Origin of the sequence: Streptomyces katrae (genome assembly GCF_002028425.1) — a bacterium.
In the GTDB taxonomy this organism is placed as follows: domain Bacteria; phylum Actinomycetota; class Actinomycetes; order Streptomycetales; family Streptomycetaceae; genus Streptomyces; species Streptomyces katrae_A.
Window position 1 is genome coordinate 5,225,895 of sequence record NZ_CP020042.1, and the last position, 23,234, is coordinate 5,249,128.

Annotated in this window: 23 protein-coding genes; 14 read left to right on the plus strand and 9 right to left on the minus strand. The window is 73.5% G+C overall.

All coding sequences use genetic code 11. The annotated features are described in order from the left end of the window. Positions 1-316 precede the first annotated feature (316 nt). From B4U46_RS40090 to B4U46_RS24045, 5 genes are all read left to right on the plus strand, one after another. Entirely contained in the window at positions 317-3,754 is a 3,438-nt protein-coding gene (locus tag B4U46_RS40090; RefSeq protein ID WP_159402120.1) for a nitrate- and nitrite sensing domain-containing protein, read from the plus strand. Beyond that, on the plus strand, positions 3,751-4,227 hold the full coding sequence (locus B4U46_RS24030) for a roadblock/LC7 domain-containing protein (protein WP_079429753.1): 477 nt from the start codon (positions 3,751-3,753) through the stop codon (positions 4,225-4,227). The genes B4U46_RS40090 and B4U46_RS24030 overlap by 4 nt, the downstream gene beginning before the upstream one ends. Continuing rightward, positions 4,224-4,607 carry a DUF742 domain-containing protein gene (locus tag B4U46_RS24035; RefSeq protein ID WP_079429754.1) on the plus strand — a complete coding sequence of 128 codons (384 nt, stop codon included), beginning with the start codon at positions 4,224-4,226 and terminating at the stop codon, positions 4,605-4,607. The genes B4U46_RS24030 and B4U46_RS24035 overlap by 4 nt, the downstream gene beginning before the upstream one ends. Then, on the plus strand, positions 4,588-5,277 hold the full coding sequence (locus B4U46_RS24040) for a GTP-binding protein (protein WP_237293105.1): 690 nt from the start codon (positions 4,588-4,590) through the stop codon (positions 5,275-5,277). Before B4U46_RS24035 ends, B4U46_RS24040 begins: the two co-directional genes overlap by 20 nt. A gap of 99 nt (positions 5,278-5,376) precedes the next feature. After that, positions 5,377-6,666 (plus strand): styrene monooxygenase/indole monooxygenase family protein, encoded by a 1,290-nt coding sequence (locus B4U46_RS24045; protein ID WP_079429755.1) that lies wholly within the window; start codon positions 5,377-5,379, stop codon positions 6,664-6,666. Here the strand turns inward: B4U46_RS24045 and B4U46_RS24050 are convergent. The 3 genes from B4U46_RS24050 to B4U46_RS24060 all read right to left on the minus strand — a co-directional run bounded on the left by B4U46_RS24050 (position 6,588) and on the right by B4U46_RS24060 (position 9,434). Further along, entirely contained in the window at positions 6,588-7,766 is a 1,179-nt protein-coding gene (locus B4U46_RS24050; protein ID WP_079429756.1) for a C40 family peptidase, read from the minus strand. The two genes, B4U46_RS24045 and B4U46_RS24050, sit on opposite strands and share 79 nt — an antisense overlap. Positions 7,767-8,616: 850 nt before the next feature. Continuing rightward, positions 8,617-9,045 (minus strand): hypothetical protein, encoded by a 429-nt coding sequence (locus tag B4U46_RS36700; RefSeq protein ID WP_100862873.1) that lies wholly within the window; start codon positions 9,043-9,045, stop codon positions 8,617-8,619. Beyond that, positions 9,045-9,434, minus strand: a complete 390-nt coding sequence (locus tag B4U46_RS24060; protein WP_079429758.1) for a DUF6325 family protein — start codon at positions 9,432-9,434, stop codon at positions 9,045-9,047. The genes B4U46_RS36700 and B4U46_RS24060 overlap by 1 nt, the downstream gene beginning before the upstream one ends. A 110-nt stretch (positions 9,435-9,544) precedes the next feature. Between B4U46_RS24060 and B4U46_RS24065 the strand changes: the two genes are divergently transcribed. Together B4U46_RS24065 and B4U46_RS24070 are read left to right on the plus strand one after the other, a co-directional pair. Beyond that, positions 9,545-10,915, plus strand: a complete 1,371-nt coding sequence (locus B4U46_RS24065) for an FtsW/RodA/SpoVE family cell cycle protein (protein ID WP_107438309.1) — start codon at positions 9,545-9,547, stop codon at positions 10,913-10,915. Continuing rightward, complete coding sequence (locus tag B4U46_RS24070; RefSeq protein ID WP_079429759.1) at positions 10,912-12,378, plus strand: penicillin-binding transpeptidase domain-containing protein; 1,467 nt, start codon at positions 10,912-10,914, stop codon at positions 12,376-12,378. The genes B4U46_RS24065 and B4U46_RS24070 overlap by 4 nt, the downstream gene beginning before the upstream one ends. A 9-nt stretch (positions 12,379-12,387) precedes the next feature. On the opposite strand, the gene B4U46_RS24075 is transcribed toward B4U46_RS24070, so the two are convergent. Further along, entirely contained in the window at positions 12,388-13,494 is a 1,107-nt protein-coding gene (locus tag B4U46_RS24075) for a ferritin-like domain-containing protein (RefSeq protein ID WP_079429760.1), read from the minus strand. Between the two features lie 177 nt (positions 13,495-13,671). Between B4U46_RS24075 and B4U46_RS24080 the strand changes: the two genes are divergently transcribed. The 3 genes from B4U46_RS24080 to B4U46_RS24090 are packed head-to-tail and all read left to right on the plus strand — an operon-like array spanning position 13,672 to position 15,653. Continuing rightward, on the plus strand, positions 13,672-14,601 hold the full coding sequence (locus tag B4U46_RS24080; RefSeq protein ID WP_079429761.1) for an AurF N-oxygenase family protein: 930 nt from the start codon (positions 13,672-13,674) through the stop codon (positions 14,599-14,601). A gap of 37 nt (positions 14,602-14,638) precedes the next feature. Continuing rightward, positions 14,639-15,367, plus strand: coding sequence for a TetR/AcrR family transcriptional regulator (locus B4U46_RS24085; protein ID WP_079429762.1), 729 nt, complete (start codon positions 14,639-14,641; stop codon positions 15,365-15,367). Between the two features lie 10 nt (positions 15,368-15,377). Beyond that, positions 15,378-15,653 (plus strand): hypothetical protein, encoded by a 276-nt coding sequence (locus tag B4U46_RS24090; RefSeq protein WP_079429763.1) that lies wholly within the window; start codon positions 15,378-15,380, stop codon positions 15,651-15,653. 184 nt (positions 15,654-15,837) lie between these two features. Here B4U46_RS24090 and B4U46_RS24095 read toward each other — a convergent pair whose 3' ends face one another. Further along, positions 15,838-16,440, minus strand: coding sequence for a hypothetical protein (locus tag B4U46_RS24095; RefSeq protein ID WP_079429764.1), 603 nt, complete (start codon positions 16,438-16,440; stop codon positions 15,838-15,840). Positions 16,441-16,619: 179 nt separating this feature from the next. Here B4U46_RS24095 and B4U46_RS24100 point away from each other — a divergent pair, with 179 nt between their 5' ends. Further along, positions 16,620-17,426: a nuclease-related domain-containing protein gene (locus tag B4U46_RS24100; RefSeq protein ID WP_079429765.1), complete on the plus strand. Its 807-nt coding sequence runs from the start codon at positions 16,620-16,622 to the stop codon at positions 17,424-17,426. Between the two features lie 158 nt (positions 17,427-17,584). Here B4U46_RS24100 and B4U46_RS24105 read toward each other — a convergent pair whose 3' ends face one another. Further along, positions 17,585-18,691, minus strand: a complete 1,107-nt coding sequence (locus B4U46_RS24105; protein ID WP_079429766.1) for a Ku protein — start codon at positions 18,689-18,691, stop codon at positions 17,585-17,587. Between the two features lie 31 nt (positions 18,692-18,722). On the opposite strand from B4U46_RS24105, the gene ligD reads away from it, so the two are divergent. Together ligD and B4U46_RS24115 are read left to right on the plus strand one after the other, a co-directional pair. Beyond that, positions 18,723-19,619, plus strand: coding sequence for a non-homologous end-joining DNA ligase (gene ligD / locus B4U46_RS24110; protein ID WP_079429767.1), 897 nt, complete (start codon positions 18,723-18,725; stop codon positions 19,617-19,619). After that, positions 19,616-20,533 (plus strand): ATP-dependent DNA ligase, encoded by a 918-nt coding sequence (locus B4U46_RS24115; protein WP_079429768.1) that lies wholly within the window; start codon positions 19,616-19,618, stop codon positions 20,531-20,533. Before ligD ends, B4U46_RS24115 begins: the two co-directional genes overlap by 4 nt. 107 nt (positions 20,534-20,640) lie before the next feature. Here B4U46_RS24115 and B4U46_RS24120 read toward each other — a convergent pair whose 3' ends face one another. Then, entirely contained in the window at positions 20,641-21,036 is a 396-nt protein-coding gene (locus tag B4U46_RS24120) for a DUF6479 family protein (protein ID WP_079429769.1), read from the minus strand. A gap of 71 nt (positions 21,037-21,107) precedes the next feature. Next, positions 21,108-22,088 (minus strand): XdhC family protein, encoded by a 981-nt coding sequence (locus B4U46_RS24125; protein ID WP_079429770.1) that lies wholly within the window; start codon positions 22,086-22,088, stop codon positions 21,108-21,110. A gap of 330 nt (positions 22,089-22,418) precedes the next feature. Between B4U46_RS24125 and B4U46_RS24130 the strand changes: the two genes are divergently transcribed. Further along, positions 22,419-22,778, plus strand: coding sequence for a DUF6083 domain-containing protein (locus B4U46_RS24130; protein ID WP_079429771.1), 360 nt, complete (start codon positions 22,419-22,421; stop codon positions 22,776-22,778). 43 nt (positions 22,779-22,821) lie between these two features. Here the strand turns inward: B4U46_RS24130 and B4U46_RS24135 are convergent, their stop codons facing one another. Beyond that, entirely contained in the window at positions 22,822-23,151 is a 330-nt protein-coding gene (locus tag B4U46_RS24135; protein WP_079429772.1) for a hypothetical protein, read from the minus strand. Positions 23,152-23,234: the final 83 nt, after the last annotated feature.

The window sequence follows — 23,234 nt, forward strand, 5'->3', positions numbered from 1 at the left end:
GCCGGTCAGGTACGTACCAATGCCGGAAGGGGTACTCCCGGTAAATGTGGGCGGGCATATTGCCAAAGCCCGCCTCGATCTTTCAACCGCCCGTCCATGGACGGCGCCTGGCACGCCGTGCCCGAGTTGGTCGGCCACTCCTCCGTGATGTTCACTCCTTCGAGTGGCCGGGTGGGCGATGTGCGGCTCTCCTCCCAACACACTGCGAAGGTCTGAGGCGGTACGAGGGGGCAGGGGGCGTTTACTTGTTGACCGGCCGTTACCTCGGCCACACGAGTAGACGAGCACGACCCCACGTACAGGATTGCGAGCACCGGTGCAGAAGAAGCGGTCTCGGAAGAACGGCACCGCCAGCGCCGACGGACCCGCCAAGGCAGGACGCCGCGTGCGCGTCCGCAGCAGGCTGGTCGTCGGAGTAGCAGTCGCCGGACTCACCGTCCTCGCGGCCGGCACCCCCGCCGTCGTCTCCGCCACCAGGGAACTGGACGACTCACAGCGACTCGTCACCCTCGCCGAGCAGACACAGCACACCCTCACCCTCGTCCACCTCCTCGGCGACGAGCGCGACGCCGTCGTCGAGTACGCGGCCAAGGGCCGTCCCGGCAACGCCAAGGCACCCGTCGACGAGCGCACCGCGCGCACCGACCGGACCCTCGCCGAACTCCGCCCGGAGGCCGACGAGGACCTCGCCCGCGCCCTCGGCCACATCAAGGCCGCCCGCGCCGAGGCCGTCGACGGCAAGGGCACCGCCGTGGCCGCCCAGCAGGCCTACGCCGGGCTCATCACCGAACTCCTCGCGCCCGGCGACCGGCTCGCCGAGCTCACCCCGCCGCGCGCCGAGGCCGCACTCGCCGTCACCCGTCCCATGGCGCCCCTCAGCCGGGCCGTGGACCAGGCCTCCGCCACCCGCGGGCTGCTGCTCGCCGCGCTGGCCGTCCCCCGCGCCGAACAGGCCCCGGGCAACGCCGCCGCCGACGAGCTCAGCGCCGCCGCCCAGCGTTCCCGCGTACGCGAACAGGCCGCCCTCGACGACTTCAACCGGGCCGCCCGCCCCGCCGTGCGCCAGACCCTCGCCGCCACCGTCACCGGCCCCGAGGTCAAGACCGCCGAGGACCAGCTGGGGCGCCTCACCGAGCGGCCCACCCTGACCGCAGCCGAACGCAAGGCCACCGACCCGGGCGCCCTCGCCTCCGCGCTGACCGCCCGCATCGACCGCATGCGCTCCGTCGAGGCCACCCTCGCCGGCCAGCGGGCCACCGCCCTCGCCACCCAGCGCGACGACGACGTGACCCGGCTCGAACTGATGGTCGCCGGACTCGGCGTCCTCTTCCTCTTCGTCATCGGCTTCACCACCGGCGTCGCCCGCTCCCTGACCCGGCCCCTGTCCGTACTGCGCCGCGGCGCCGAGCGGCTGGCCACCCCGGAGGGCTCCCAGGAACCGGTCCGCTTCACCGGCCGCAACGACGAGTTCGCCGAGGTCGTCCGCCACCTCAACGCCGTCCGCGAGCAGACCGTCGCCCTCCACACCAAGATCGCCGGCCTGGACGCCGACCGCCGCCGCCTCATCGGCCGCAACGAAGCCCTCGCCACCAGCCGCGAAGCCCGCGAGAAGGAGCTGGCCTCCACCCGCAAGGCCCTCGAAGGGGAACTGGCCGAGCTGCGCGCCGGGCTCGAAGAGCACCGCCGCATCATGTCGACCACCTCGGTCTCCCTCTCCCTGCGCACCCTCGGCCTGGTCGAGCGCCAGCTCACCGTCATCGAGGAACTGGAGTCCAAGGAAGGCGACCCCGACCGGCTCGCCACCCTCTTCAAGCTCGACCACCTCGCCACGGTCATGCGCCGCCACAACGAGAACCTGCTGGTCCTCGCCGGGCAGGAGCACGGCCACGGCCAGAGCCTGCCCGTGCCGCTGGTCGACGTCATGCGCGCCGCCGTCAGCGAGATCGAGCGCTACGAACGCGTCGACCTGACCACGCTGCCCTCCTACACGCAGGTCGCCGGGCACGCCGCCGACGACATCTCGCACGTGGTCGCCGAGCTCCTGGAGAACGCCACCACCTTCTCCCCGCCGGAAGCCAAGGTGAAGGTCTCCGGCCACATCACCGACGCCGGCGACGTGGTGCTGTCCGTCGTCGACGAGGGCATCGGCGTCACCGGCGACAGGCTCGCCTCCCTCAACTCCCGCCTCTCCACCCCCGAGGCCTACGACGAGGAACCCGAGACCGAACACGGCCTGGGCCTCGGCCTGTACGTCGCCGGACGCCTCGCGGCCCGCCACGGCGTCACCGCCGAGCTGCGCACCGCCGCCCACGGCGGCACGGAGGCCGTCGTGGTCATCCCGGCCGTGCTGCTCCCGGACGCCCCGCCGGCCTCGCCCGTGCACAGCCTGGGCTCCTCCGGCGCGCCCGCCTACCAGCTGCCCGGCGTGATCGCCGAGGCGAACGAGCACACCCTCCCGCCCCGCCTGCGCCCCCAGCCGACGGACACCCCGGCCCCCGAGGAGGCCGCCAGGGTGGTCACGCTGGCCGAGGCCTTCGAGGCGGAGCCGGAGGGGTCGGCAGAGCTGGCGCAGTCGCCGGAGTCGGCGGAGGACGAGGGTGCTCAGGCCGGTGACGTCGAGGACGGTGGCGTCGGGTCCGTGGACGCCGGGTCTGCTGACGCCGGGTCCGTGGACGCCGGGTCTGCTGACGCCGGGTTCGTGGACGCCGGGCACGAGGGTGCCGGGCACGGGGGCGCCGAGGACGGTGCCGTCGGGTTCGTGGATGCCGGGTCCGTGGACGCCGGGTCCGTGGACGTCGAGCGCGCGGGTGCCGGGATAGGTGCTGCCGGGTTCGAGTCCGAGTCCGGGGCTGAGTCGGAGTCCGAGTCCGAGTCCGACTACGCCGACTCCGTTGGCTACGCCGCCGCCGACCTGGTGGCGGAGGCCTTCGGGGCCGGGGCCTTCACCAAGCGGCCCGCCGACACCGGCACCGCCGGCACCGCCGACGCCGAGCAGCCCGCCCGCGTCGTCCCGCTGGCCGAGGCCTTCGAGGACGCCCAGCTGCCCCCGGCCGACCAGGTCTTCACGGCCGGCGCCGACCCCTTCGCCGCCGAGCCGCCCGCCGCCGAGCCGCCGGCCGGGGTCGTGCCCGAGCCGTCGGCCGGCTTCGAGGACGCGCCGCCGCCCGCCGACGAGGTCTTCACCGTGCCCGCCCCCGCGGCGGAGGCGCCGGGTGGGGAACGTCCCGAGGAGGAACTGCTCGCACGGGTCGTGGCCGACGCCGATGCGGACGCCTTCGCGGTGGCCGACCCCGCCCCGGGGGACGCCGCCGGGGAGCCGGGCACCGCGCCCGGTGGCCCCGTAACCGATGCAGGACTGCCGCGCCGGGAACGGAACGACGCCGACCAGGGCGGACACCGACGGGCCCCCGACGCCGGGGACGGCTTCATCCCCCGCCAGGGCAGCCACCCCGAGCCCGGCGGCACCGAAGCCGTCACCGCCAAGGGCCTCCCCAAGCGCACCCCGCGCGCCGTGGCCGCCCCCGGCGGCACCGGACGCCCCGCCGCGGCCCGCCCCGAGCCGCGCCGGGTCGACGCCGAGGAACTGCGCCGCCGACTCGGCGGTTTCTACCAGGGCGCCCAGGACGGGCGCCGGGTCGCCGCCGCCGAACTCGCGCAGGACCAGCGGCAGACCCCGGGGGGTCCGGGGGCCCATGAGGCCCACGGACAGGGACACACCGATCAGGGGGACACCGCACAGGAGGCACGCACATGACCGCGCCCAGTACGTACGGACTGAGCAGCCAGGCCCGCAACCTGCAGTGGCTGCTGACCGACCTGGTGGAGGAGGTGCCCGGGGTCAACTCCGTGGCCGTCGTCTCCTCGGACGGGCTGCTGCTGCTCTCCTCCGAGGCCGCCCCCGAATCCCGCAAGGCGGACCGGCCCAAGGGCCCCCGCGGGGCCTCGGCCGACCTCGCGACCATCGTGTCCGGGCTCGGCAGCCTCACCACCGGCGCGGCCGCCCTCATGGAGTTCGGCTCGGTCAAGCAGACCATGGTGGCGATGGAGAACGGCTCCGTCTTCGTCATGGCCATCAGCGACGGCTCCCTGCTGGGCGTGCACGCCACGCCCGACTGCGACATGGGCGTCGTCGCCTACCACATGGCCCTGTTCGTCGGCCGCGCCGGCCACGTCCTGACCCCCGAAGTCCGCAGCGAGCTGCGCCAGTCGATGGAGAACACCCCGTGAGGAGCCCGGCCTCCGACCGACTGCCGATACGCGGGGCCGACCGGCGCCCCGCCCGCGTCCGCCCGTACTCCCTGACGGGCGGCCGCACCCGCTTCACACAGGTGCTGCTCGTGGAGACCTTCGTCGCCACCCTGGACGCCGGACCGGCCAAGACGCCCGACCGGATGCCCGAGATGCGGGCCATCGTCGAGGTCTGCCGGCGCATGCGGACCATCGCCGAGATATCCGCGCTCCTGAAACTGCCGCTCGGCGTGGTCCGGGTCCTGGTCAGCGACCTCGCCGACCAGGGCCGGATCCGCGTCTACGGCACGGGGCACGGCACCGGCCGCCCCGACCGCGCGCTGCTGGAAAGGGTGCTCGATGGCCTTCGCCGTCTCTGAAGCCGTCCCGGACGCCGTTTCCGACGCCGCCTCCGACGCCGCCTCCGACGCCGTCGCCGGTCCGGACACCGCGCTCCTGCTGGCCGACGAGCCCGTCCAGCCGTGGCAGTACGACCGCTCGCGCGCGCCCGTAGCCGTCAAGGTGCTGGTCGCGGGCGGGTTCGGCGTCGGCAAGACCACCTTCGTGTCCTCCGTCTCCGAGATCACCCCGCTGCGCACCGAAGCGGTGATGACCCAGGCCAGCGTCCCCACCGACGACCTGACCGGGACCCCGGACAAGAACACGACCACCGTCGCCATGGACTTCGGCCGCATCACCCTCGCCGACGACCTCGTGCTCTACGTGTACGGGACCCCGGGCCAGGAGCGGTTCTGGTTCATGTGGGACGACCTGGTGCGCGGCGCCATCGGCGGCCTGGTGCTCGCCGACACGCGTCGGCTGCGCGACTGCTTCCCCGCCCTCGACTACTTCGAGAGCTGCGGGCTGCCCTACGCCGTCGCCGTCAACCACTTCGAGGGGTCGAAGGAGTACGAGCCGGAGGACGTGCGGGAGGCGCTGACCATCCCGCCGGACGTCCCCGTCGTGATCATGGACGCGCGGCGCCGGGCCACGGTCGTCGAGTCCCTGCTGACGCTGGTGGGTCACGCGCTGGACGCCACGCCCGCGTAGCCGGCCGCGCCTGTGTTGCTCGTACCGCCTGTGGTGCTCGTGCCGCCGTGGTGCTTGTACCGCCCGTACCGCCCGTACTGCTCAGATTGAGAACGTGAGATGCGCAGGATACTTGTCGTGGGGGCCGGGCAGTCCGGCCTCCAGCTCGCCCTCGGCCTCCAGGCGAAGGGCTACGAAGTCACCCTCATGTCCAACCGGACGGCGGACGAGATCCGCACCGGACGGGTCATGTCCACGCAGTGCATGTTCGACTCCGCGCTCCGGCACGAGCGCGACCTCCAGCTGAACTTCTGGGAGCGGCAGGCCCCCAGGATCCAGGGCCTCGGCGTCTCCGTCGCCGCTCCCGACGGCGGCCGCGCCGTCGACTGGCTCGGCCGCCTCAAGGGCTACGCGCAGTCCGTGGACCAGCGCGTGAAGATGGCCGGCTGGCTCGACGTCTTCGTGCAGCGCGGCGGCCAGCTGGTCATCCACGGCGCGTCCGTCGCCGACCTGGACTACTTCTCGCGCGCCTACGAACTGGTGCTGGTCGCCGCGGGCAAGGGCGAGCTCGTCTCCATGTTCGGCCGGGACGCGGCACGCTCCCCTTACGACAGCCCCCAGCGCGCCCTGGCCGTCGCGTACGTGCACGGGCTCGGGCCGCGCCCGGAGCACCCGGACACCGAAGCCGTGCGCTGCAACCTCGTGCCCGGTGTCGGCGAGCTGTTCGTCATGCCGACGCTGACCACCTCGGGGCGGGCGGACATCCTGTTCTGGGAGGGCCTGCCGGGCGGGCCGCTGGACGCCTTCCGGGGCGTCAACGACCCCGGCGAGCACCTGGAGCTCACGCTGGAGCTCATGGAGAAGTTCGTGCCGTGGGAGTACGCGCGCGCCACGAAGGTCGAACTGACGGACGCCGGCGGCACGCTGGCCGGCCGCTACGCCCCCGTGGTGCGCAACCCGGTCGGGCGGCTGCCGGGCGGCGGGCTGGTGCTGGGGGTGGCGGACGTGGTCGTCGCCAACGACCCGATCACCGGGCAGGGCGCCAACGCCGCCGCCAAGTGCGCGGCCTCGTACCTGTCGTCGATCCTGATGCACGGCGACAGGCCGTTCGACGAGGCCTGGATGAAGGCCACCTTCGACAAGTACTGGTTCACCACCGGCAAGCCCGTCACCCAGTGGACCAACGCCATGCTGGGCACCCCGCCGCAGCACGTGCTGAACCTGATCGGGGCGGCCGGGCAGTACCAGCGCGTGGCGGATCGATTCGCCAACGGCTTCGACAACCCGGCCGACTTCGACGCGTACTTCTATGACCCGGAGGACACGGAGGACTACCTGGCGGAGGTCGCCGAGGCGGCCGAGGCTGCGGCCGGGGCGGAAGCCGCCGACGGCTCCCCGTCCGCGTCGTAGCCGGCGTCGTCCCCCGCGGCCGAGGCGTCCGGCAGCGGCGGCGGGGTGAACTCGGCCAGCGGGGTCCCGTCCGGGTCGGGGCGGACCGCGCCCAGGAGCGGGTTCGCCGCGATGGGGGAGACCTTGACCTTCGCCCCCGGACGGGGGGCCTGGATCACCTTGCCGTCGCCGACGTAGAGGGCCACGTGGGTGGCCTTCGGGAAGTAGACCACCAGGTCCCCGGGGCGCAGCCGGTCCAGCGGCACCCGGGGCAGCTGGGCCCACTGCTCCTGGCTGGTACGGGGGATGGACCGCCCGGCGTGCTCCCAGGCCTGCGAGGTCAGCCCGGAACAGTCGAAGGAGCCCGGACCCTCGGCGCCCCACACGTACGGCTTGCCGATCTGCGCGGCGGCGTAGCGCAGGGCGGAGTTACCCGCGGCGGTGGGCGGGGTCGTACGGGCGGGCAGCCGGCCCGAGTCCAGCAGGCTGCGCTGCGCCCCGGCGGTGACGGCCGCCTCCCGCGCGCCGAGCCCGGCGAGCTCGGCGGGGGTGAGCGCGGCCAGCAGCCGCTCGACCTCCTTGAGCCGGCCGGTGACCTCCCGCTGGGCCTCCTTCTGCCGGGCCGCGAGCGACTGCTGGGCGTCCAGGGCCTTGCGGGCGGCATCGGCGAGCGCACCTGCCTGCTTACGGTCCCGCTCCAGCCGCGCCACGACCCCGGCGCGCCGGGCCCCCTCGCGGGAGGCGAGGCGCCGCTGGTCGAGGGCCTGCTGGGGGTCACCGGAGAGCAGCATCCGCAGGTAGGGGGAGAGGCCGCCGCCCTGGAGCCCCTGGTACTGCTCCCGGGCGAGCCGCCCGGCGGTGGCCCGCTCGGAGTCCAGCGCCGAGCGCGCCCTGCCGAGGGCGGAGCTGAGGCGTTCCTCCTCGGCCTGGCGGGCCTTGAGGGCCACTTCGGCGGCGTTGTAGGTCTCGGCGGCCTCCTCGGCCTGCTGGTACAGCCCCTGCAGGCGCGTGAGCAGCTCCCCGACCGGCTCGGCCCGCGCGAGGGGCGGGGGGCCGGCGGTGACGAGGAGGGTGGCGGCGGCGAGGCAGCTGATGCCGCATCCGAGCAGTCGTTTTGTCATGTAATCACCTCCGCTGGCTGATGCTGCCACGCGGTCGGGTGGGGTCCGGCGAGGCGGCACGGCGGGGGAGCGGGGGTCACCCGGGTGGGGGCTTTTTCGGCGCGGGCCCGCTTTCTCCCCCGGCGCGGGGGGAGGGGCCGGGCGGGGGCTGCCCACCCGCCTCCCCGTCTGCGGGCCGGTGGGAGGCGGGGGTGTTCGTCGGGCCGAACCAGCGGGCCGGGCGGGGGCGGGGGAGGGCGGTGCCTCGGCGGGGCGGCCTCAGGGACGGGTTGGGGGTTTCCCGTCCGTCTCATCGTCCTTCCGCGGCGGGCCGCCCTGTCAAGGGCGCTCCCTTCGGTCGCGTCGCTGCGCGATCGCCTGCGGCGACCCTTGACAGGGCGTCCCGCCGCGAAATGCCGAAGACTGCCGGGAAACCCCCAAAGGGACGGCACGGTTCTGCCTGGGCCCTGCGGCTCCCTCAGTGAGCAGGAGAGGTGGTCGGGGGTCGGCAGACCCGGGATCCGGGCCGACGGAATCGCATCCGGCGCTGGTGGGCGCGTCAGATCGCCACGGGCTTCTCCCGTCTCGGCGTCCGCGTCCCGTCCGGGGTCGCTGCCCGCAGCTGAGGACGATGGAATCGTCGTCCGGGGGCGGTGGGCGCGTCAGATCGCCACGCGCTTCTCTGATTTCGGTGTCCGGCTGCCGTCTTGGGCTCATACCCGCGCCAAATGACGAACAGAGCGGCGATCGGGGACCCGGCGGGCGGCTGGAGTGGGTCGGGCGGAAGTCTGGTGCCTTACCTGGTTTGAGAAGGCGTTGGGCGGGTCGTGGGATCGGCGGCGGAACTCGCGGTCGTCGGGGCTGGTGCGTGTCACCCCTCCAGCAGCCGCCCCTTGGCCCGTGCGAACTCCTCCGGGGTCAGGAGGCCCTCGCGGGCGAGGTCGGCCAGTTGGGTGAGCTCCGACACCAGGGTTGCGTGCGTGGAGGGAGGCGCCGGGGTTCGGGGTTCGGCGGGCCACGGGGCCGGGCGGGCCATCGCGTCGGCCTCGTCCACCGCCTCCGCCCGGCCCTCCAGGCCCGCCGAGCCCGCCGCCTCCGCCAGGGACTCGGCCTCCGTGAGGGCCTCGGCCTCGTCCTCCGCGAAGGCATCCGCCAGGGATTCGGCCGTACCCTCGCCGGAGTCCACGTCCTGGCTCCACTCCGCCGCCCCCGCCGCCCGTCGCAGCAGGCCCCGCAGCAGGGGGTGGCCGGGCGGGCGGGTTGCCGCCGTCACCGTCACGTTCACCGGGCGGATGAACATCAGGCCACCTCCACCCGTTCCGCGGGAATGCGCACCGAGCCCACGATCCGCCCGCCCGCCGCCCGTACCGCGACGGCCGCGTCCTGCGCCCAGACGTGTTCGACCACCAGCAGCAGCGCGCAGCTGCCCCGGTCCAGGAGCTCCGCCGCCTCGCGCACGTCCTCCGGGCCGATCAGCCGGGCCACGTCGCGGCCCGCCAGGAGGCCGCGCAGCTCCACGAACTCGTCGAACTCCGCCGCCAGGACCTCCCCCGACGCCGTCTTCGTCGTGACGAGGCCGTCGATCAGGCGCACCACCCCGGTCTTGCGCAGTCCCATCACGGCCTCGACCGCCGGGACCCGGAGCTGCTCCTCCGGGAAGGCGAGGACGATGAATTCCACAGGTCCCATAAGGCTCGGCTCCCGCTCCTCGCTACGGCGATTTCGACCGTTTCTGACGACTCTTCGGCAGACTATGGCATAACCGGACATAGGGGCGGTTGGCTTGCTACGTTTCCCGTATGCCCCCGCCAGCCCTGACGGCGAAGCTGACGGAGCCCGAGCCCGCTCCGCCCCCGTACTCCGACGCCCGCACCCCCAAGCGCCGGGGCATCGAGCTGACGCTCCTCGCCGGAGCCGTCCTGATCTCCGTACTCGGACACGCCTACGTCGGCCTGGCCGGCGGAGTCTCGACCTCCACCTCCCACTACGCCGCCGGGCTCGCCGTCGCCGCGCTGCTCGCGCACCTGGCCGTGCGGATCAGGGCCCCGTACGCCGACCCGGTCCTGCTGCCCATCGCCGTCCTGCTCAACGGCCTCGGCCTCGTGTTCATCGAGCGGCTCGACCTCGCCACCCCGGGCGAGGCGGGAGCGGGGGACCAACTGCGGTGGTCGGGGCTCGGGGTGGGGCTGTTCGCCCTGGTCGTCTTCGGGCTGCGGGACCACCGCGTGCTCCAGCGGTACGCCTACCTCTCCGTCACCGCCGCCCTCGCGCTGATGCTCGTCCCCGTGTTCTTCCCGGCCGTCAACGGCGCCCACATCTGGATCCGCTTCGCCGGGCTCTCCTTCCAGCCGGGGGAGTTCGCCAAGATCCTCCTCGCCGTCTTCTTCGCCTCCTACCTCGCCGCCAACCGCACCGCCCTCGCCCTCACCGGCCGCCGGCTCTTCTGGAAGCTCCGGCTCCTGCCCGGCCGGGTCCTCGGGCCGATCCTCGCGATCTGGCTGCTCAGCGTCGGTGTCCTGGTCCTGGAGCGCGACCTCGGCACCTCGCTCCTGTTCTTCGGCCTCTTCGTGATCATGCTGTTCACCGCCACCGGCCGGATCGGCTGGATCGCCGTCGGGCTGCTGCTCGCCGCGCTCGGCGCGTACGCCGTCGGAACCCTCGAACCGCACGTGCACAGCCGCGTGCAGGACTGGATGAATCCTTTCGCCTCCATCGACCGCGGCGAAGGCCCCGGCCAGCTCGCCCAGTCCCTCTTCGCCTTCGCCGCCGGCGGCCTCCTCGGCGCGGGCCTCGGCCACGGCCAGTCCTTCCTCATCGGCTTCGCCGCCAAGTCGGACTTCGTCCTCGCCACCGCCGGAGAGGAGCTGGGCCTGGTCGGCCTGACCGCCCTCCTGCTGCTCTACGGGCTCCTCGTGTCCCGGGGGTTCCGCGCCGGGCTCGCCCTGCGCGACCCCTTCGGGCGGCTGCTCGCCACCGGGCTCGCCTCGATCGTCGCGCTCCAGGTCTTCGTCATCGCGGGCGGCGTGACCGGCCTGATCCCCCTCACCGGTATGGCCATGCCCTTCCTGGCCCAGGGCGGCTCGTCCGTCGTCACCAACTGGATCATCGTGGCCCTGCTGGTCCGGCTGAGCGACAGCGCCCGCGGCGGCGGGGCCGGGGGGCCGGGATGATCCGCTACATCCGCTGGTGCGCGTACTTCTGCGTGCTCCTCCTCGCCGCCCTCCTCGTCAACGTGGCCCGCGTGCAGGTCTGGGAGTCCGCCGCCTACGGGGCGAACCCCGCCAACAAGCGCCCCGCCATCGAGCGCTACGCCCAGCCCCGGGGCAACCTCCTCGTCGACGGCCGGCCCGTCACCGGCTCCCGCGACAGCGGCCAGCTGCTGCGCTACGAGCGCACCTACACGGACGGCCCCCTCTACGCCCCGGTGACCGGCTTCTCCTCCCAGACGTACGGGACCAGCTTCGTCGAACGTGCCGAGGACGCCCTGCTGGCCGGCACCGACCCGGGGCTCTCCGCCTTCCCCCTCTGGTACGACCTCTCGCGCGGCCGTCCCGGCGGCGGCGACGCCGCGACCACCCTGCGCGCGGCCGTGCAGCGGGCCGCCTACCGGGGGCTCGGCGGCAGGCGCGGGGCGGCGGTCGCGCTGGAGCCGGCGACGGGCCGGATCCTGGCGCTGGTCAGCAGCCCTTCGTACGACCCGGGCCTGCTCTCCGGGACCGGTGCGAAGGTCAAGGCGGCCTGGGCGCGGCTGAACGCGGACCCGGCCAAGCCGATGCTCAACCGGGCGCTGCGCGAGACCTATCCGCCGGGCTCCACCTTCAAGATCGTGACGGCCGCCGCCGCCCTGGACGCGGGCGTGGTCACCGACGTCGACGCCCCCACCCGCACCCCGGACCCCTACCCCCTCCCCGGCACGAGCACCCTGCTGCCGAACGCGGGCACGGGCTGTGAGGACGCCTCGATGGCGGAGGCGGTGCAGTGGTCGTGCAACACCGTGATGGCGAAGGTCGGGGTGCAGGTGGGCCTGGAGGGGATGGTCGCGGCGGCGGAGCGGTTCGGGTTCAACGACGAGGGGCTGCGGGTGCCGTCCTGGGTGTCCCGGTCGAACTTCGACACCGACATGAGCCCGGACCAGCTGGCGCTCTCCTCGATCGGGCAGTTCAACACCAGGGCCACGCCCCTGCAGATGGCGATGGTGGCGGCGGCCGTCGCCCACGGCGGTGAGATCGAGACCCCCTGGCTGGTGGACCGCACGACCCGGCACGGCGGCGGCCTGGTCCGCCGTTTCGCCCCGCGCACCCTGGGCCGGGCGATGAGCACGCCCACGGCGCTGCGGCTGCAGGAGCTGATGGTGAAGGTGGTGGAGGAGGGCACGGGCCGCAACGCGGCCATCCCGGGAGCCAGGGTGGGCGGCAAGACGGGTACGGCCCAGCACGGGGTCGGCAACGCCGGCACGCCCTACGCCTGGTTCATCGGCTGGGCGGCCGCGGACGGCGCGCCGCAGCCGGCGGTGGCGGTCGCGGTGGTGGTCGAGGACGCCTCGGCGGTACGCGGAGACATCAGCGGCAACGGCGCGGCGGCCCCGATCGCCCGCACGATGATGGAGGCCGCCCTGACCGGCGGGCCCCGCTGAGGCCGCCCCCTACGCCCCGGCCCCCTCCTGGACGGCCGCCTCCACCTCCGCCACCCGCTCCCGTTCCTCGGTCGCGAACCGTTCGCGGTCGAGGGCCTCGGCGATCTCCTCGTCCTGGGCCATCAGCAGGTCCAGGTTGGAGTCGCCCATCTCGAAGACGCCCATGTCCAGGTAGGCCTTCTGCAGCCGCTCGCCCCACAGCCCGATGTCCTTCACGCACGGCGCGATCCGGCTGAAGAGCAGCCTGCGGAACAGGTGCAGGAACTCCGACTGCTCGGAGAACTCCTCCGCCTCCCGCCGCGGGATCCCGAAGTTCTCCAGGACCTCCACGCCGCGCAGCCGGTCCCGCATCAGGTAGCAGCCCTCGATGACGAACTCCTCGCGCTCGCGCAGTTCGGCGTCCGTCAGCTGGCGGTAGTAGTCGCGCAGGGCCATCCGTCCGAAGGCGACGTGGCGGGCCTCGTCCTGCATCACGTACGCGAGGATCTGCTTGGGCAGCGGCTTGTCCGTCGTGTCGCGGATCATCCCGAACGCGGCCAGCGCCAGCCCTTCGATGAGCACCTGCATGCCCAGGTACGGCATGTCCCAGCGGGAGTCGCGCAGGGTGTCGCCGAGGAGCCCCTGGAGGCTGTCGTTGACCGGGTAGAGCATCCCGACCTTCTCGTGCAGGAACCGGGTGAAGATCTCGGCGTGCCGGGCCTCGTCCATGGTCTGGGTGGCGGAGTAGAACTTGGCATCCAGGTCCGGTACGGACTCCACGATGCGCGCCGCGCACACCATGGCGCCCTGCTCGCCGTGGAGGAACTGGCTGAAGTTCCAGGCGCTGTAGTGGCGGCGCAGCTCGCCCTTGTCCTTCTCGGTGAGCTTGGCCCAGTGCCGCGTCCCGTACAGGGTCAGCACCTCGTCGGGGGTGCCGAGCGGGTCGAACGGGTCCACCTCGATGTCCCAGTCGATGCGCTTGTCGCCGTCCCACTGCTTGTCCTTGCCCTTCTGGTAGAGCGCGAGGAGGCGTTCGCGGCCCTCGTCGTACTCCCAGCTGAAGCGGGCCGAGCCGCTGGCGGGCACCTGCCAGACGCCCTCGCCCGGGGCCGTGGTGTAGAGCTCGTGCGTCGACACTGACGCCTCCTCGTCTCACGTGCTGCCGTACTGCCGTACAGGACTGGACAGTTGGCAGCGTCACACGTTGGTAGACACGGGGTCAACAAGTCGTGCGCGAGGGATTGACGACCTTGCTGACAAGCAGTCTTATAAGACGTGACCGCTGGTAACCCGACTGCCGAGGTGCCCGAAGCCATGACGACCGTGACGCAGCGAGCCGCACTGAGGGACGCCCTCGGCCTCCTCAAGGACCGCGAGCAGATCGCCGAGCGCCTGCTCGAATCCTCCGCCAAGCACTCCTTCGACCCCGACAAGGAACTCGACTGGCAGGCCCCGCCCGTCGACGGCAAGTACTACTGGCCCCCCGAGCTGCTCTCCCTCTACGACACCCCGCTGTGGAAGAAGATGGGGGAGGAACAGCGCATCGAACTCTCCCGCCACGAAGCCGCCGCACTCGCCTCGCTCGGCATCTGGTTCGAGATCATCCTCATGCAGCTCCTCGTCCGGCACATCTACGACAAGCCGCTGACCAGCAACCACGTCCGCTACGCCCTCACCGAGATCGCCGACGAGTGCCGCCACTCGATGATGTTCGCCCGCATGATCCAGACGGGCGGCGCCCCCGCCTACCCCGTCTCCCGCGCCAACCACAACCTCGCCCGGATCCTGAAGACCATCTCCACCACCCCCGGCTCCTTCGCCTGCACCCTCCTCGGCGAGGAGATCCTCGACTGGATGCAGCGCCTCACCTTCCCCGACGAGCGCATCCAGCCCCTCGTCCGCGGAGTGACCCGCATCCACGTCATCGAGGAGGCCCGGCACGTCCGCTACGCCCGCGAGGAACTGCGCCGGCAGATGCTCACCGCCCCGCGCTGGGAGCGCGAACTCACCCGGCTCAGCTGCGGCGAGGCCGCCCGGGTCTTCTCCCTCGCCTTCGTCAACCCGGCCGTCTACGACAACGTCGGCCTCGACCGGCGCGAGGCCGTCGCCCAGGTCAAGGCCAGCGGCCACCGCCGCGAGGTCATGCAGACCGGCGCCAAGCGGCTGACCGACTTCCTCGACGACATCGGCGTCCTCCGCGGCGCCGGCCGCCGCCTCTGGAAGAGCTCCGGCCTCCTCGCGTAAGCCCCCGCGAGCCGCGCCGTACGTCTACGCTGCGGACATGACCGTACGCACCGTGCGCGCCTACCGCCGGCTGAGCGTCGAGGAGCGGCGGGCCCAACTCCTCGACGCGGCCCTGTCGCTGTTCGCGCACCGGGCTCCGGAGGAGATCTCCCTCGACGACGTCGCGGAGGCCGCGGGCGTCTCGCGGCCGCTGGTCTACCGCTACTTCCCCGGCGGCAAACAGCAGCTGTACGAGGCCGCGCTGCGCTCGGCGGCCGACGTCCTCGAACTGTGCTTCGCCGAACCCCGCACCGGACCGCTCACGGCCCGGCTCTCCCGGGTCCTCGACCGCTACCTGGCCTTCGTCGACGAGCACGACGCCGGCTTCGCCGCCCTGCTGCAGGGCGGCAGCGTCGTGGAGACCTCCCGCACCACCGCCACGGTGGACGGCATCCGACGCGCGGCCGCCGAACAGATCCTCCTCCACCTGGACCTCCCGGCCCCCGGGCCGGGACGGCGGCTGAGGATGATGGTCCGCACCTGGATCACGGCGGTCGAGGCGGCCTCCCTGATCTGGCTGGACGAGGGCAAACAGCCGGAGGCCGCCACCCTCCGCGACTGGCTGGTCGACCAGTTCATCGCCCTCCTGACCGCCACCGCCGCCACGGACCCCGAAACGGCCACCGCCGCACGCGCCGCCCTGGCCCTGGAACGCCCGGACGGCCCGGCGGGGATCCTCGCCCGACGCGTGATCCCGGTGGTCTCCGAGGCCGCTCACCTCCTGTGACACTGGTGGGGTGAGAAGCGAACCGACCCCCTTCGAGGGCGGCCCGATGGACGGCCGGGTCCTCCCGATCCTCCTCGGCCCGACGGGCCACCCCCCGAAGTGGTACGAGATCCCCGTCCCGGCGGCCGACGGTGGCCCGCCGACGGTCCTGCTGTACGAGCGGGTCCCGTCGGGCTACACGAAGCGGCTGGGCCTCCAGAAGGGCTGGAAGTACGCCTACCGCCCATCGGGCCAGAAACCGAAACTCCGCTGGCCCTGGACGAAGCCGCGGCGCGAGGAGGGCTGACGGGAAAGCCCCAACCCGTCCCTGAGACCGCCCCGCCGTGACACGGTCATCGTGGGTTCCGGCCGTCTGAACGGGCCCGCCCTGCGGGATCCCGATACCCGCCCCACCTCGCCCCACCCCGCCCCAGGCAGTCGTCGCCGTCAGGGAACTCGTCCCGGAGCCGGGCGGTCAGCCGTCCGGGCGGTCAGCCGTCCGTGCGGCCCCGTCGCAGCATGGCGAAGCCCAGCCCGGCTGCGCCCACGGCCGCGATCCCGCCGCCCGCCGCGAGCAGCAGCGCCCCGCTGCCCGGGCCGTCGGCCAGGGTGTTCAGCCGCAGCGCCTCGGCGGTGCCGGGGGTGTGGTGGGTCTCCGCGACGGCCGGCACGACCTCCCCGGCGCCCCGGCGGGTCGCCGTCTTGTGGCCGTCGCCGGCCACCGCGTGCGAGCCGTTCCGCGGGAGGGTGTCGTCGACCCACGAGGAGAGCCGCCCGTCCGGGCGCAGCGCGGCGTGCAGCTCGCCGGCCCCGCCGACGCCGGTGGCGCCGTCACGGCTGGTCAGCGTCGCCACCGTGGCGCCGGCGCGCAGGATCTCCGCCTGGTACGCGTCCTTCGCGAGCCGGTACACCTTGGCGGTCGACTGCCCGTCCGCGAGGGACAGGCTGCTGACCAGGGTCCGCTGGGCCCCGGCGGCGGAGGCGGCCGGAACCCCGTCGGCGAGTGCGGCGGCGGTGGGCAGCGCCAGCAGGGCCGCGGCGCATGCGGTCACGGCGGTGGCGCGAACGATGGTGCGGCGGCTGACGGTGTTCACGGGAGTCCATTCGGTACGGGTGGTGCAGGCAGGTAGGGCTCCAACGTAGGCGCGGGCTGTTGCGGTAGGGCCCTGGCCTTGTAACAGGAAGGCAGCAGCGAGCCGACGGAGCTGTTACATGTTCGAGGGATTGCCGGGGGCGGCGGCGCCTGCTCACATGGACGGCGGGGGTGAGGCCGATGCCCGGACTCAAGGTGCTTCCGAGCGGCCGGCCCGGCCGCGGCCGGCTCTACGTCAACCGGCCCGACGGCCTGACGGTGGCCTGGTACGACCGTCAGACCAACCGGATCAGCGTCCTCGCGGACGACCAGCGCGAGGCCGTACTGGCGGTGCTGCGCCCGTACTTGAGCGGCGACTGGACCATCGGGCCGCCGCCCGTTCCCAGCCGTGCCGAACTGCGCCGCCTGCACCTCCCGCCCGACCAGGACCTGGCCCCCAACCGCCCCGGCGAAGCCCTCCTGGGTGAACTGGCGTACGGGGCGCCGGGCGGCGGCAGGGCCCGGCACCGCATGCGCCGGCAACTGGCGGCGTCACAGCGCACGGGTGCGGAGCTGGACCTGCTGGAGGCCGAGGACTGGCGGGTGGTCCACGACGTCCCCCTGCCGGGTCTCGGGCTCCTGGACCACTTGCTCATCGGCCCGCCGGGCGTCTTCGCCCTGCGCACGGTCCCGGGCCGCCGCCAGCGGGCCCAAGTGGGGGACCTCCTCCTGACGGTGGGCCGTGGCACCCCTGCCCCGGACCCTCGCTGGATCCGCGGTGCGGCGGCCCGCGCCTCCCGCGCCCTGGCCTCCCCGGTCACCCCGGTCCTGTCCCTCACGGACGCCTGCCGGGTGGAGGTGGCGCCCAGCCTCAGGGACGTCCTGGTCCTCCAGCCCCCGACCCTGACGGCCACCCTCCGGGCCGTCCCGCCGACCCTCAAACCCCCGGACGTGGAAGCCTTGTTCACGGCGGCGCGCATGACGTCGACGTGGCTGGGCGAACGATAGGCCGCGCCCTTGTACGCCGTGCCCTTGTAGGCCGCTCTTTTGCAGGCGGAGGCGGGAGCGGCCGCCGCGCGGGGCCTGCCCCTCCCCGCCCTCCTCCCCGCCCTTCCTCCCCGCCCTTCCTCCCACCCATCCTCCGTTCCCAGGGGCTCCCCCTCAGGTCAGGCAGAACTCCGCTTCCTTGGCGCCGCCTTCTTTCCCGCACCCGCCCCCGCCGTCTTCTTCGCGGCCGTCGACGCCGTCGACGCCGTGGACTTCTTGCCCGAAGCGGCCTTCTTCGCCGCCGACTTGGATGCCGTGGCGGTGCCCGAGGCCGTGGCCTTCGAAGTCGACTTCGCCGCCGCGGTCTTCTTCGCCGCTCCGCCCCCTCTCCCCGACGCGGTCGACTTCTTCCCGCCCACCGCCTTCGGCGAGGCCGCAGCCGCAGTCTTCCTCCGGATGGGCGTCACCTCGGCCTCCCCGCCCCCGCCCCCACCACCGGCGTCCCCGCCCCGCGATGCCCGCGCCGCCCGCACGCTGCTCTCCAGTGCCGCCATCAGGTCGATCACCTGCCCGCCCGCCGGTTCCACCACCGCCTCCGACGGCTCGAACGCACCCCCCGCCTTCGCCGCGATCATCGCCTCCACGGCCTCCCGGTAGTCGTCGTGCAGAGAGGAGATCTCCACCTCACCCAACGTCGCCATCAGCGCATCGGCCAGATCCAGCTCGGCCTCCCGCACCGACACCGACGCCTCCGGCGCCACCCCCTCCGGCGCCCGGATCTCATCCGGCCACAACAGCCCGTGCATGGCGATCACGTCGTCCACGACCCGCAGCATCCCCAGCCGCTCCCGCCCCCGCAGCGCGAACTTCGCGATGGCCACCTTCCGGCTCCGCTTCAGGGCCTCCCTCAGCAGCGTGTACGGCTTCGCCGCCGTGGCCCCGTTCGCCGCCAGGTAATACGCGGAATCCATCTGCAGCGGATCGATCTCATCGGCCGGCACGAACGAAACGATCTCGATCGTCTTCGCCGTGGCGATCGGCAGCTGTGCCAGGTCCTCGTCCGTGATCGGCACGATCGACCCGTCCGCCTCCTCGTACCCCTTGCCGATCTCGTCCGAGGACACCTCCTCCCCGTCCAGCTCGCACACCTTGCGGTAGCGGACGCGTCCGCCGTCCGTCACGTGGATCTGGCGGAAGGAGATGGAATGGCTCTCAGTGGCGTTCACGAGCTTGATCGGGATGCTGACCAGGCCGAAGGAGATCGCCCCGTTCCAAATGGATCGCACGGTTCCTCCTGATTCGTGGCAATCTCATCGTATGACGCCGATCACATCAGTGGAGGGGCGTCGCATCGCGCTCAGCAACCTGGACAAGGTCCTGTACCCGCGGACCGGCTTCACCAAGGGCGAGGTGCTGCACTACTACGCCACCGTCGCGCCTGCCCTCCTCGCGCACATCCATGACCGCCCCGTCTCCTTTCTTCGCTATCCGGACGGACCTGACGGCCAGCTGTTCTTCACCAAGAACCCGCCCCCCGGCACCCCCGCCTGGGTGAAGACCGCCCCCGTGCCCCGCTCCGAGGACCCCGGTGCCGAACAGGTGCTCGTATCCGACATGCCGGCCCTCATCTGGGCCGCCAACCTGGTCGTCGAGTTCCACGTCCACCAGTGGACCGCCGCCACCCCCGCCGTCGCCGACCGCCTCGTCCTCGACCTGGACCCCGGCCCGCCCGCGACCATCGTCGAGTGCTGCGCCGTCGCCCTCTGGCTGCGCGACCGCCTCGCCGCCGACGGGCTGCACGCGTACGCCAAGACCTCCGGCTCCAAGGGCCTCCACCTGTCCGTCGCGGTCGAGCCGACCCCGTCCGCCCGGGTGTCCGCGTACGCCAAGCACCTCGCGCAGGAGGCCGAGGCGGACCTGCCCGCCCTGGTCGTGCACCGCATGGCCAAGGCGCTGCGCCCCGGCAAGGTCTTCGTCGACCACAGCCAGAACGCCGCGGCCAAGACCACCGCCGCCCCCTACACCCTGCGGGCCCGCGCCCTGCCGACTGCCTCCGCCCCCGTCGCCTGGGCGGAGGTCGAGGCCTGCCGGAACCCCGCCGACCTGGTGTTCCTCGCCGACGACGTCCCGCCCCGCCTCGCCCGCGACGGCGACCTCCTGGCCCCCCTCCTGGACCCCGGCCTGGCCGGGGCGCTGCCCGGGAAGCCCCGATGACACCGCCGGTCCGGGTGGCCCTGGCCGCCTCCGTACGCACCCTCCCGCGCGGTCCGGGACTGGCCTACGAGCCGAAGTTCGACGGGCACCGCATGGTCGTCCTCCGCACGGCCGACGACGTCGTCCTCCAGGCCCGCTCCGGCCGCACCGTGACCGCGGCCTTCCCCGACCTCGCGGCGGCCGCCCGGCGGTTGCCGGCCGGGACCGTCCTGGACGGGGAGGTGGTGGTCTGGCACGCCGGCAAGACGGACTTCGCCCTGGTCCAGCGCCGGGCCGCGGCCACCCCGGCCCGGGCCGCCGCCCTGTCGCGCACCCTCCCCGCCTCGTACGCGGCCTTCGACGTCCTGGAGCTGGGCGGTCTCGACGTACGGGCGCAGCCCTACGAGCGCCGCCGCGCCCTGCTGGTCGACCTCCTGGTCCCCCTCGGCCCGCCCCTCCAGCCGGTGCCGATGACGACCGACCCGGAACTGGCCGAGACCTGGTACGAGACCCTGCCCGCGAGCGGCATCGAGGGGCTCGTCGTCAAACGCCTGGGCCAGCCGTACCCGTCCGGCCGCCGCGCCTGGCGCAAGCTGCGCCACACCAATGTCCGGGACGCGGCGGTGATCGGCTACACCGGCACGGTGCGCCGCCCGCTCGCCCTGGTCCTGCTCCTCCCCGGGGAGGACGAGGAGACCCCCCTGGTGTCGAGCCCCCTCCCGCCCGCCCTCCGCACGGACCTCACGGCGGCCCTGCGCACGTCGCCGCCACCGCCCCCCAAGCTGCCGACGGTCACGGCGATCGGCCTGGGCGAAACCCCCTACACCCCCCTGGACCCACCCCTCACGGCGGAGGTCCGCCACGCCTCGACCCGCCACCCCCCGCCGGAAGTACTCCGCCTCCGGACGGACCTGACGGACCTGACAGACCTCTGACCCGCGCCGGTGGCGCGGGTCAGAGGGGGGAGGCCCCTGCGGACTCCGAATGACGGCGACAACTCCGAATGACGGCGACAGACGGACGGCGCCTCTACGCGTGCCGCCTACGCGTGCGCCCCGCGTCCCGCGTCGGGCGGTGCGCCGGGCTGCGGGTGCGGTCCGGGGCCGGTCACGGGCTTGTAGCCGGACTCCCGTTCGGCCCGTACCTCTTCGGGGTGTGCGGACGTGGTGGACCCGAAGTTCCCGTACCCCTGCATCTCGTGCGGCCTCAGTCCGCCCTCGGGGATCTCCACGTGGTCCCTCTCCTCCCGGACCTCGTGCACCGCACCGCCCTCGGGCAGGTGCGGCTGGCTCTCGGGAGTGGGCGGCGGCGGCTCCTTGGCCCGCACGCGCTGCCCCAGCTTGAACCCGCCGAGCAGGAACCCGGCGATGATCACTCCGACGATGAAGAACCACGCGCTGCGGGAGAGGGTCGCGTCCACGCTCAGGATCATGTCCATGAATGTTATTTTCCCGTTTTCACACCTTTTTCACGCGCCCCGCGCGAAGAATCATGAACAGCGCCCGGCCCTCACCGCAGCGGCCCGTCGGAATCCCGCAGCCCCCGGGCGTCCCTTCCCCCGAGCACCCCCAGGATCTCCGCGCAGATCGCCAGCGCTGTCTCGGCCGGGGTCTTCGCCCCCAGGTCCAGCCCGATCGGGCCGTGCACCCGCGCGAGCTCGGCCTCGCTCACCCCGGCCGCGACCAGCCCCTCCCGGCGCCGCGCGGTGGTCCGCCGCGAGCCCAGCGCACCGACGTACGGGATCCCCAGCGCCAGCGCGGTCCGCAGACTCGGCACGTCGAAATCGGGCTCGTGGCTGAGCAGCACCAGACAAGCGGCGTCCCGGTGCTGAACCAGCACCTTCTCCGCCTCACCGGCACTCTCCACCATCACCGACTCCCACCCCAGCAGCGCGGCCTGCGCCCCGATCACCTCGGCCAGCTCCCCGCTGCCGCCGATCACCAGGTACGGAGCCGACGGGTACGCCTCCACGAGCACCAGCCCGGACCCCCCGTACAGCGCATCCCGCCCGGGCCGGCGCGTCCCGAGCAGTTCCCCGGCCCGCCGCGCGGCGTCGTCGGCCGGCACGCCCCCGGCCCGCACGACCTCGCTCACCGCGGCGTCCGCCCCCTCGCTCAGCCGGGTCACGAGCGCCACCCCGGCCCCCGACCCGAGCAGCTCCCACCACTCGGCGGGGATCGAGGCCAGGGGCTGCAACAGCACCTCGGCCTGCCCGCCACAGGTCAGCTTCGCCTCGGTGGCCTCCCCGGCCCCGACCGACACCTCGCACACCCGCGCACCGCCCCCGGCCCCCACGGCCCCGGCCTCGGCCACGAGCTCGGCGTCGAACACCCCGCGGTACAGCGCCCCGACACACTCACCCCGAGCGTCCACGAGCACGGCCCCGGCAGGATCCCGCGGGCCGAACCCCTGCTCGGTCACCGGCCGCGCCAGGAACGCCACCCGCCCCTCGGCCGCCCACTGCCGCGCCGTCTCCGCCAGCTCACGCATCTCGTCGCCCCATCCTCTATGCGCCATCACGCCGCAAAGTGCCAGGTCAACGGCACAAAGCGGCCTCAAATCCACCCTACGCACCCCCCGTCCCCCCACCACCCCCGAACACACAGACCCTGCCCCACCCCCTCGTACGGTCCACCGGAACGAACCGCGCCGCGACAGCGCTCCGGCCCCCACCCGCCCCTCCCGGCCGACCCCACCGTGCCGCACGTGACGACGGTCGCCCCCCGAGCCGATCCGCACCCCACCCGCACCCGCCGACCCCACCCGTCCTGGCCGGTTCGCGCCCTTTGCACGGCCCGCCGGACTGTCGACCCTCACGGTATGGGGGACTACCAGGACGAACCGCCCCGGCTGCGAGCCGGGCAGCCGCACTGCCCGCACTGCGGCCTGCCGGTGGACCGGGTCGCGACGGACGAGCACGACTGGGTGCTGCTGGAGCCTGGCATGACGCCCCTGGCCCACACCGTCCCGGCGCAGCACCGCTGGATAGAGCGGTCCGACAACCGCGTGGCCGTCTACGGCGTCTGCCCACCGGACCCGACCCAGCGCTGCCGCATCGAACACCGCCTGGCCTGCGCGGCCCAGCCCCTCCCGGACCTCTGGCCCTGGCTCACGGCCCTCCGCACCGAGAACGACCGCCGCGCACAGCGCACGGCACAGGACTGGCCCCACGCCGGCTGACGAAAACGGCCCGCCGGACGATCCAGCGGGCCGTTTACGGAGCTCAGGCCTGGACTCCCGGGCCCGCCGGCGTTCCCTCGGGTTCCGGGTGCGGCAGGGGGGAGCCGTCAGCCGGCGGGTTGCAGGGCGCGACGAAGCATTCCAACGGGTGGGAGGGGACGTGCGGCGGCTTCCCGCCCTTCCCGTGCCCGTCGCCGTCCGGAGGGTTGCAGGGCGCGGTGTAGCACTCCCACTGCTGCCCGGCGGCGCTCAGCTGCGGCGTCCCGTGGACGGCGGCGAACGCGGCGACGTTCAGCAGGGCACTCCCCGCGGCGACGACGGTCGAGGCCGCGAAGACGAAGAGACGACGGGACCAGAAGGGCTGCTGAGCCATGGGAATCCTCCTCCACTGGACAAGAAGGGGGAGAGGAGGAGCCCCGAGCTCTCCTCCACCCCGCACCTCCAGTAGGCCTGGGC

Bases quoted from the DNA above. Each gene is read 5' to 3' on its own strand.
- B4U46_RS24125 (WP_079429770.1), bottom strand. From the start codon at position 22,088: ATGCGTGAGCTGGCGGAGACGGCGCGGCAGTGGGCGGCCGAGGGGCGG.
- ligD (WP_079429767.1), top strand. From the start codon at position 18,723: ATGACGCCGATCACATCAGTGGAGGGGCGTCGCATCGCGCTCAGCAAC.
- B4U46_RS24100 (WP_079429765.1), top strand. From the start codon at position 16,620: ATGCCCGGACTCAAGGTGCTTCCGAGCGGCCGGCCCGGCCGCGGCCGG.
- B4U46_RS24085 (WP_079429762.1), top strand. From the start codon at position 14,639: ATGACCGTACGCACCGTGCGCGCCTACCGCCGGCTGAGCGTCGAGGAG.
- B4U46_RS24065 (WP_107438309.1), top strand. From the start codon at position 9,545: ATGCCCCCGCCAGCCCTGACGGCGAAGCTGACGGAGCCCGAGCCCGCT.
- B4U46_RS36700 (WP_100862873.1), bottom strand. From the start codon at position 9,045: ATGTTCATCCGCCCGGTGAACGTGACGGTGACGGCGGCAACCCGCCCG.
- B4U46_RS24130 (WP_079429771.1), top strand. From the start codon at position 22,419: ATGGGGGACTACCAGGACGAACCGCCCCGGCTGCGAGCCGGGCAGCCG.
- B4U46_RS24060 (WP_079429758.1), bottom strand. From the start codon at position 9,434: ATGGGACCTGTGGAATTCATCGTCCTCGCCTTCCCGGAGGAGCAGCTC.
- B4U46_RS24120 (WP_079429769.1), bottom strand. From the start codon at position 21,036: ATGGACATGATCCTGAGCGTGGACGCGACCCTCTCCCGCAGCGCGTGG.
- B4U46_RS24045 (WP_079429755.1), top strand. From the start codon at position 5,377: ATGCGCAGGATACTTGTCGTGGGGGCCGGGCAGTCCGGCCTCCAGCTC.
- B4U46_RS24050 (WP_079429756.1), bottom strand. From the start codon at position 7,766: ATGACAAAACGACTGCTCGGATGCGGCATCAGCTGCCTCGCCGCCGCC.
- B4U46_RS24030 (WP_079429753.1), top strand. From the start codon at position 3,751: ATGACCGCGCCCAGTACGTACGGACTGAGCAGCCAGGCCCGCAACCTG.
- B4U46_RS24135 (WP_079429772.1), bottom strand. From the start codon at position 23,151: ATGGCTCAGCAGCCCTTCTGGTCCCGTCGTCTCTTCGTCTTCGCGGCC.
- B4U46_RS24070 (WP_079429759.1), top strand. From the start codon at position 10,912: ATGATCCGCTACATCCGCTGGTGCGCGTACTTCTGCGTGCTCCTCCTC.
- B4U46_RS24115 (WP_079429768.1), top strand. From the start codon at position 19,616: ATGACACCGCCGGTCCGGGTGGCCCTGGCCGCCTCCGTACGCACCCTC.
- B4U46_RS24080 (WP_079429761.1), top strand. From the start codon at position 13,672: ATGACGACCGTGACGCAGCGAGCCGCACTGAGGGACGCCCTCGGCCTC.
- B4U46_RS24040 (WP_237293105.1), top strand. From the start codon at position 4,588: ATGGCCTTCGCCGTCTCTGAAGCCGTCCCGGACGCCGTTTCCGACGCC.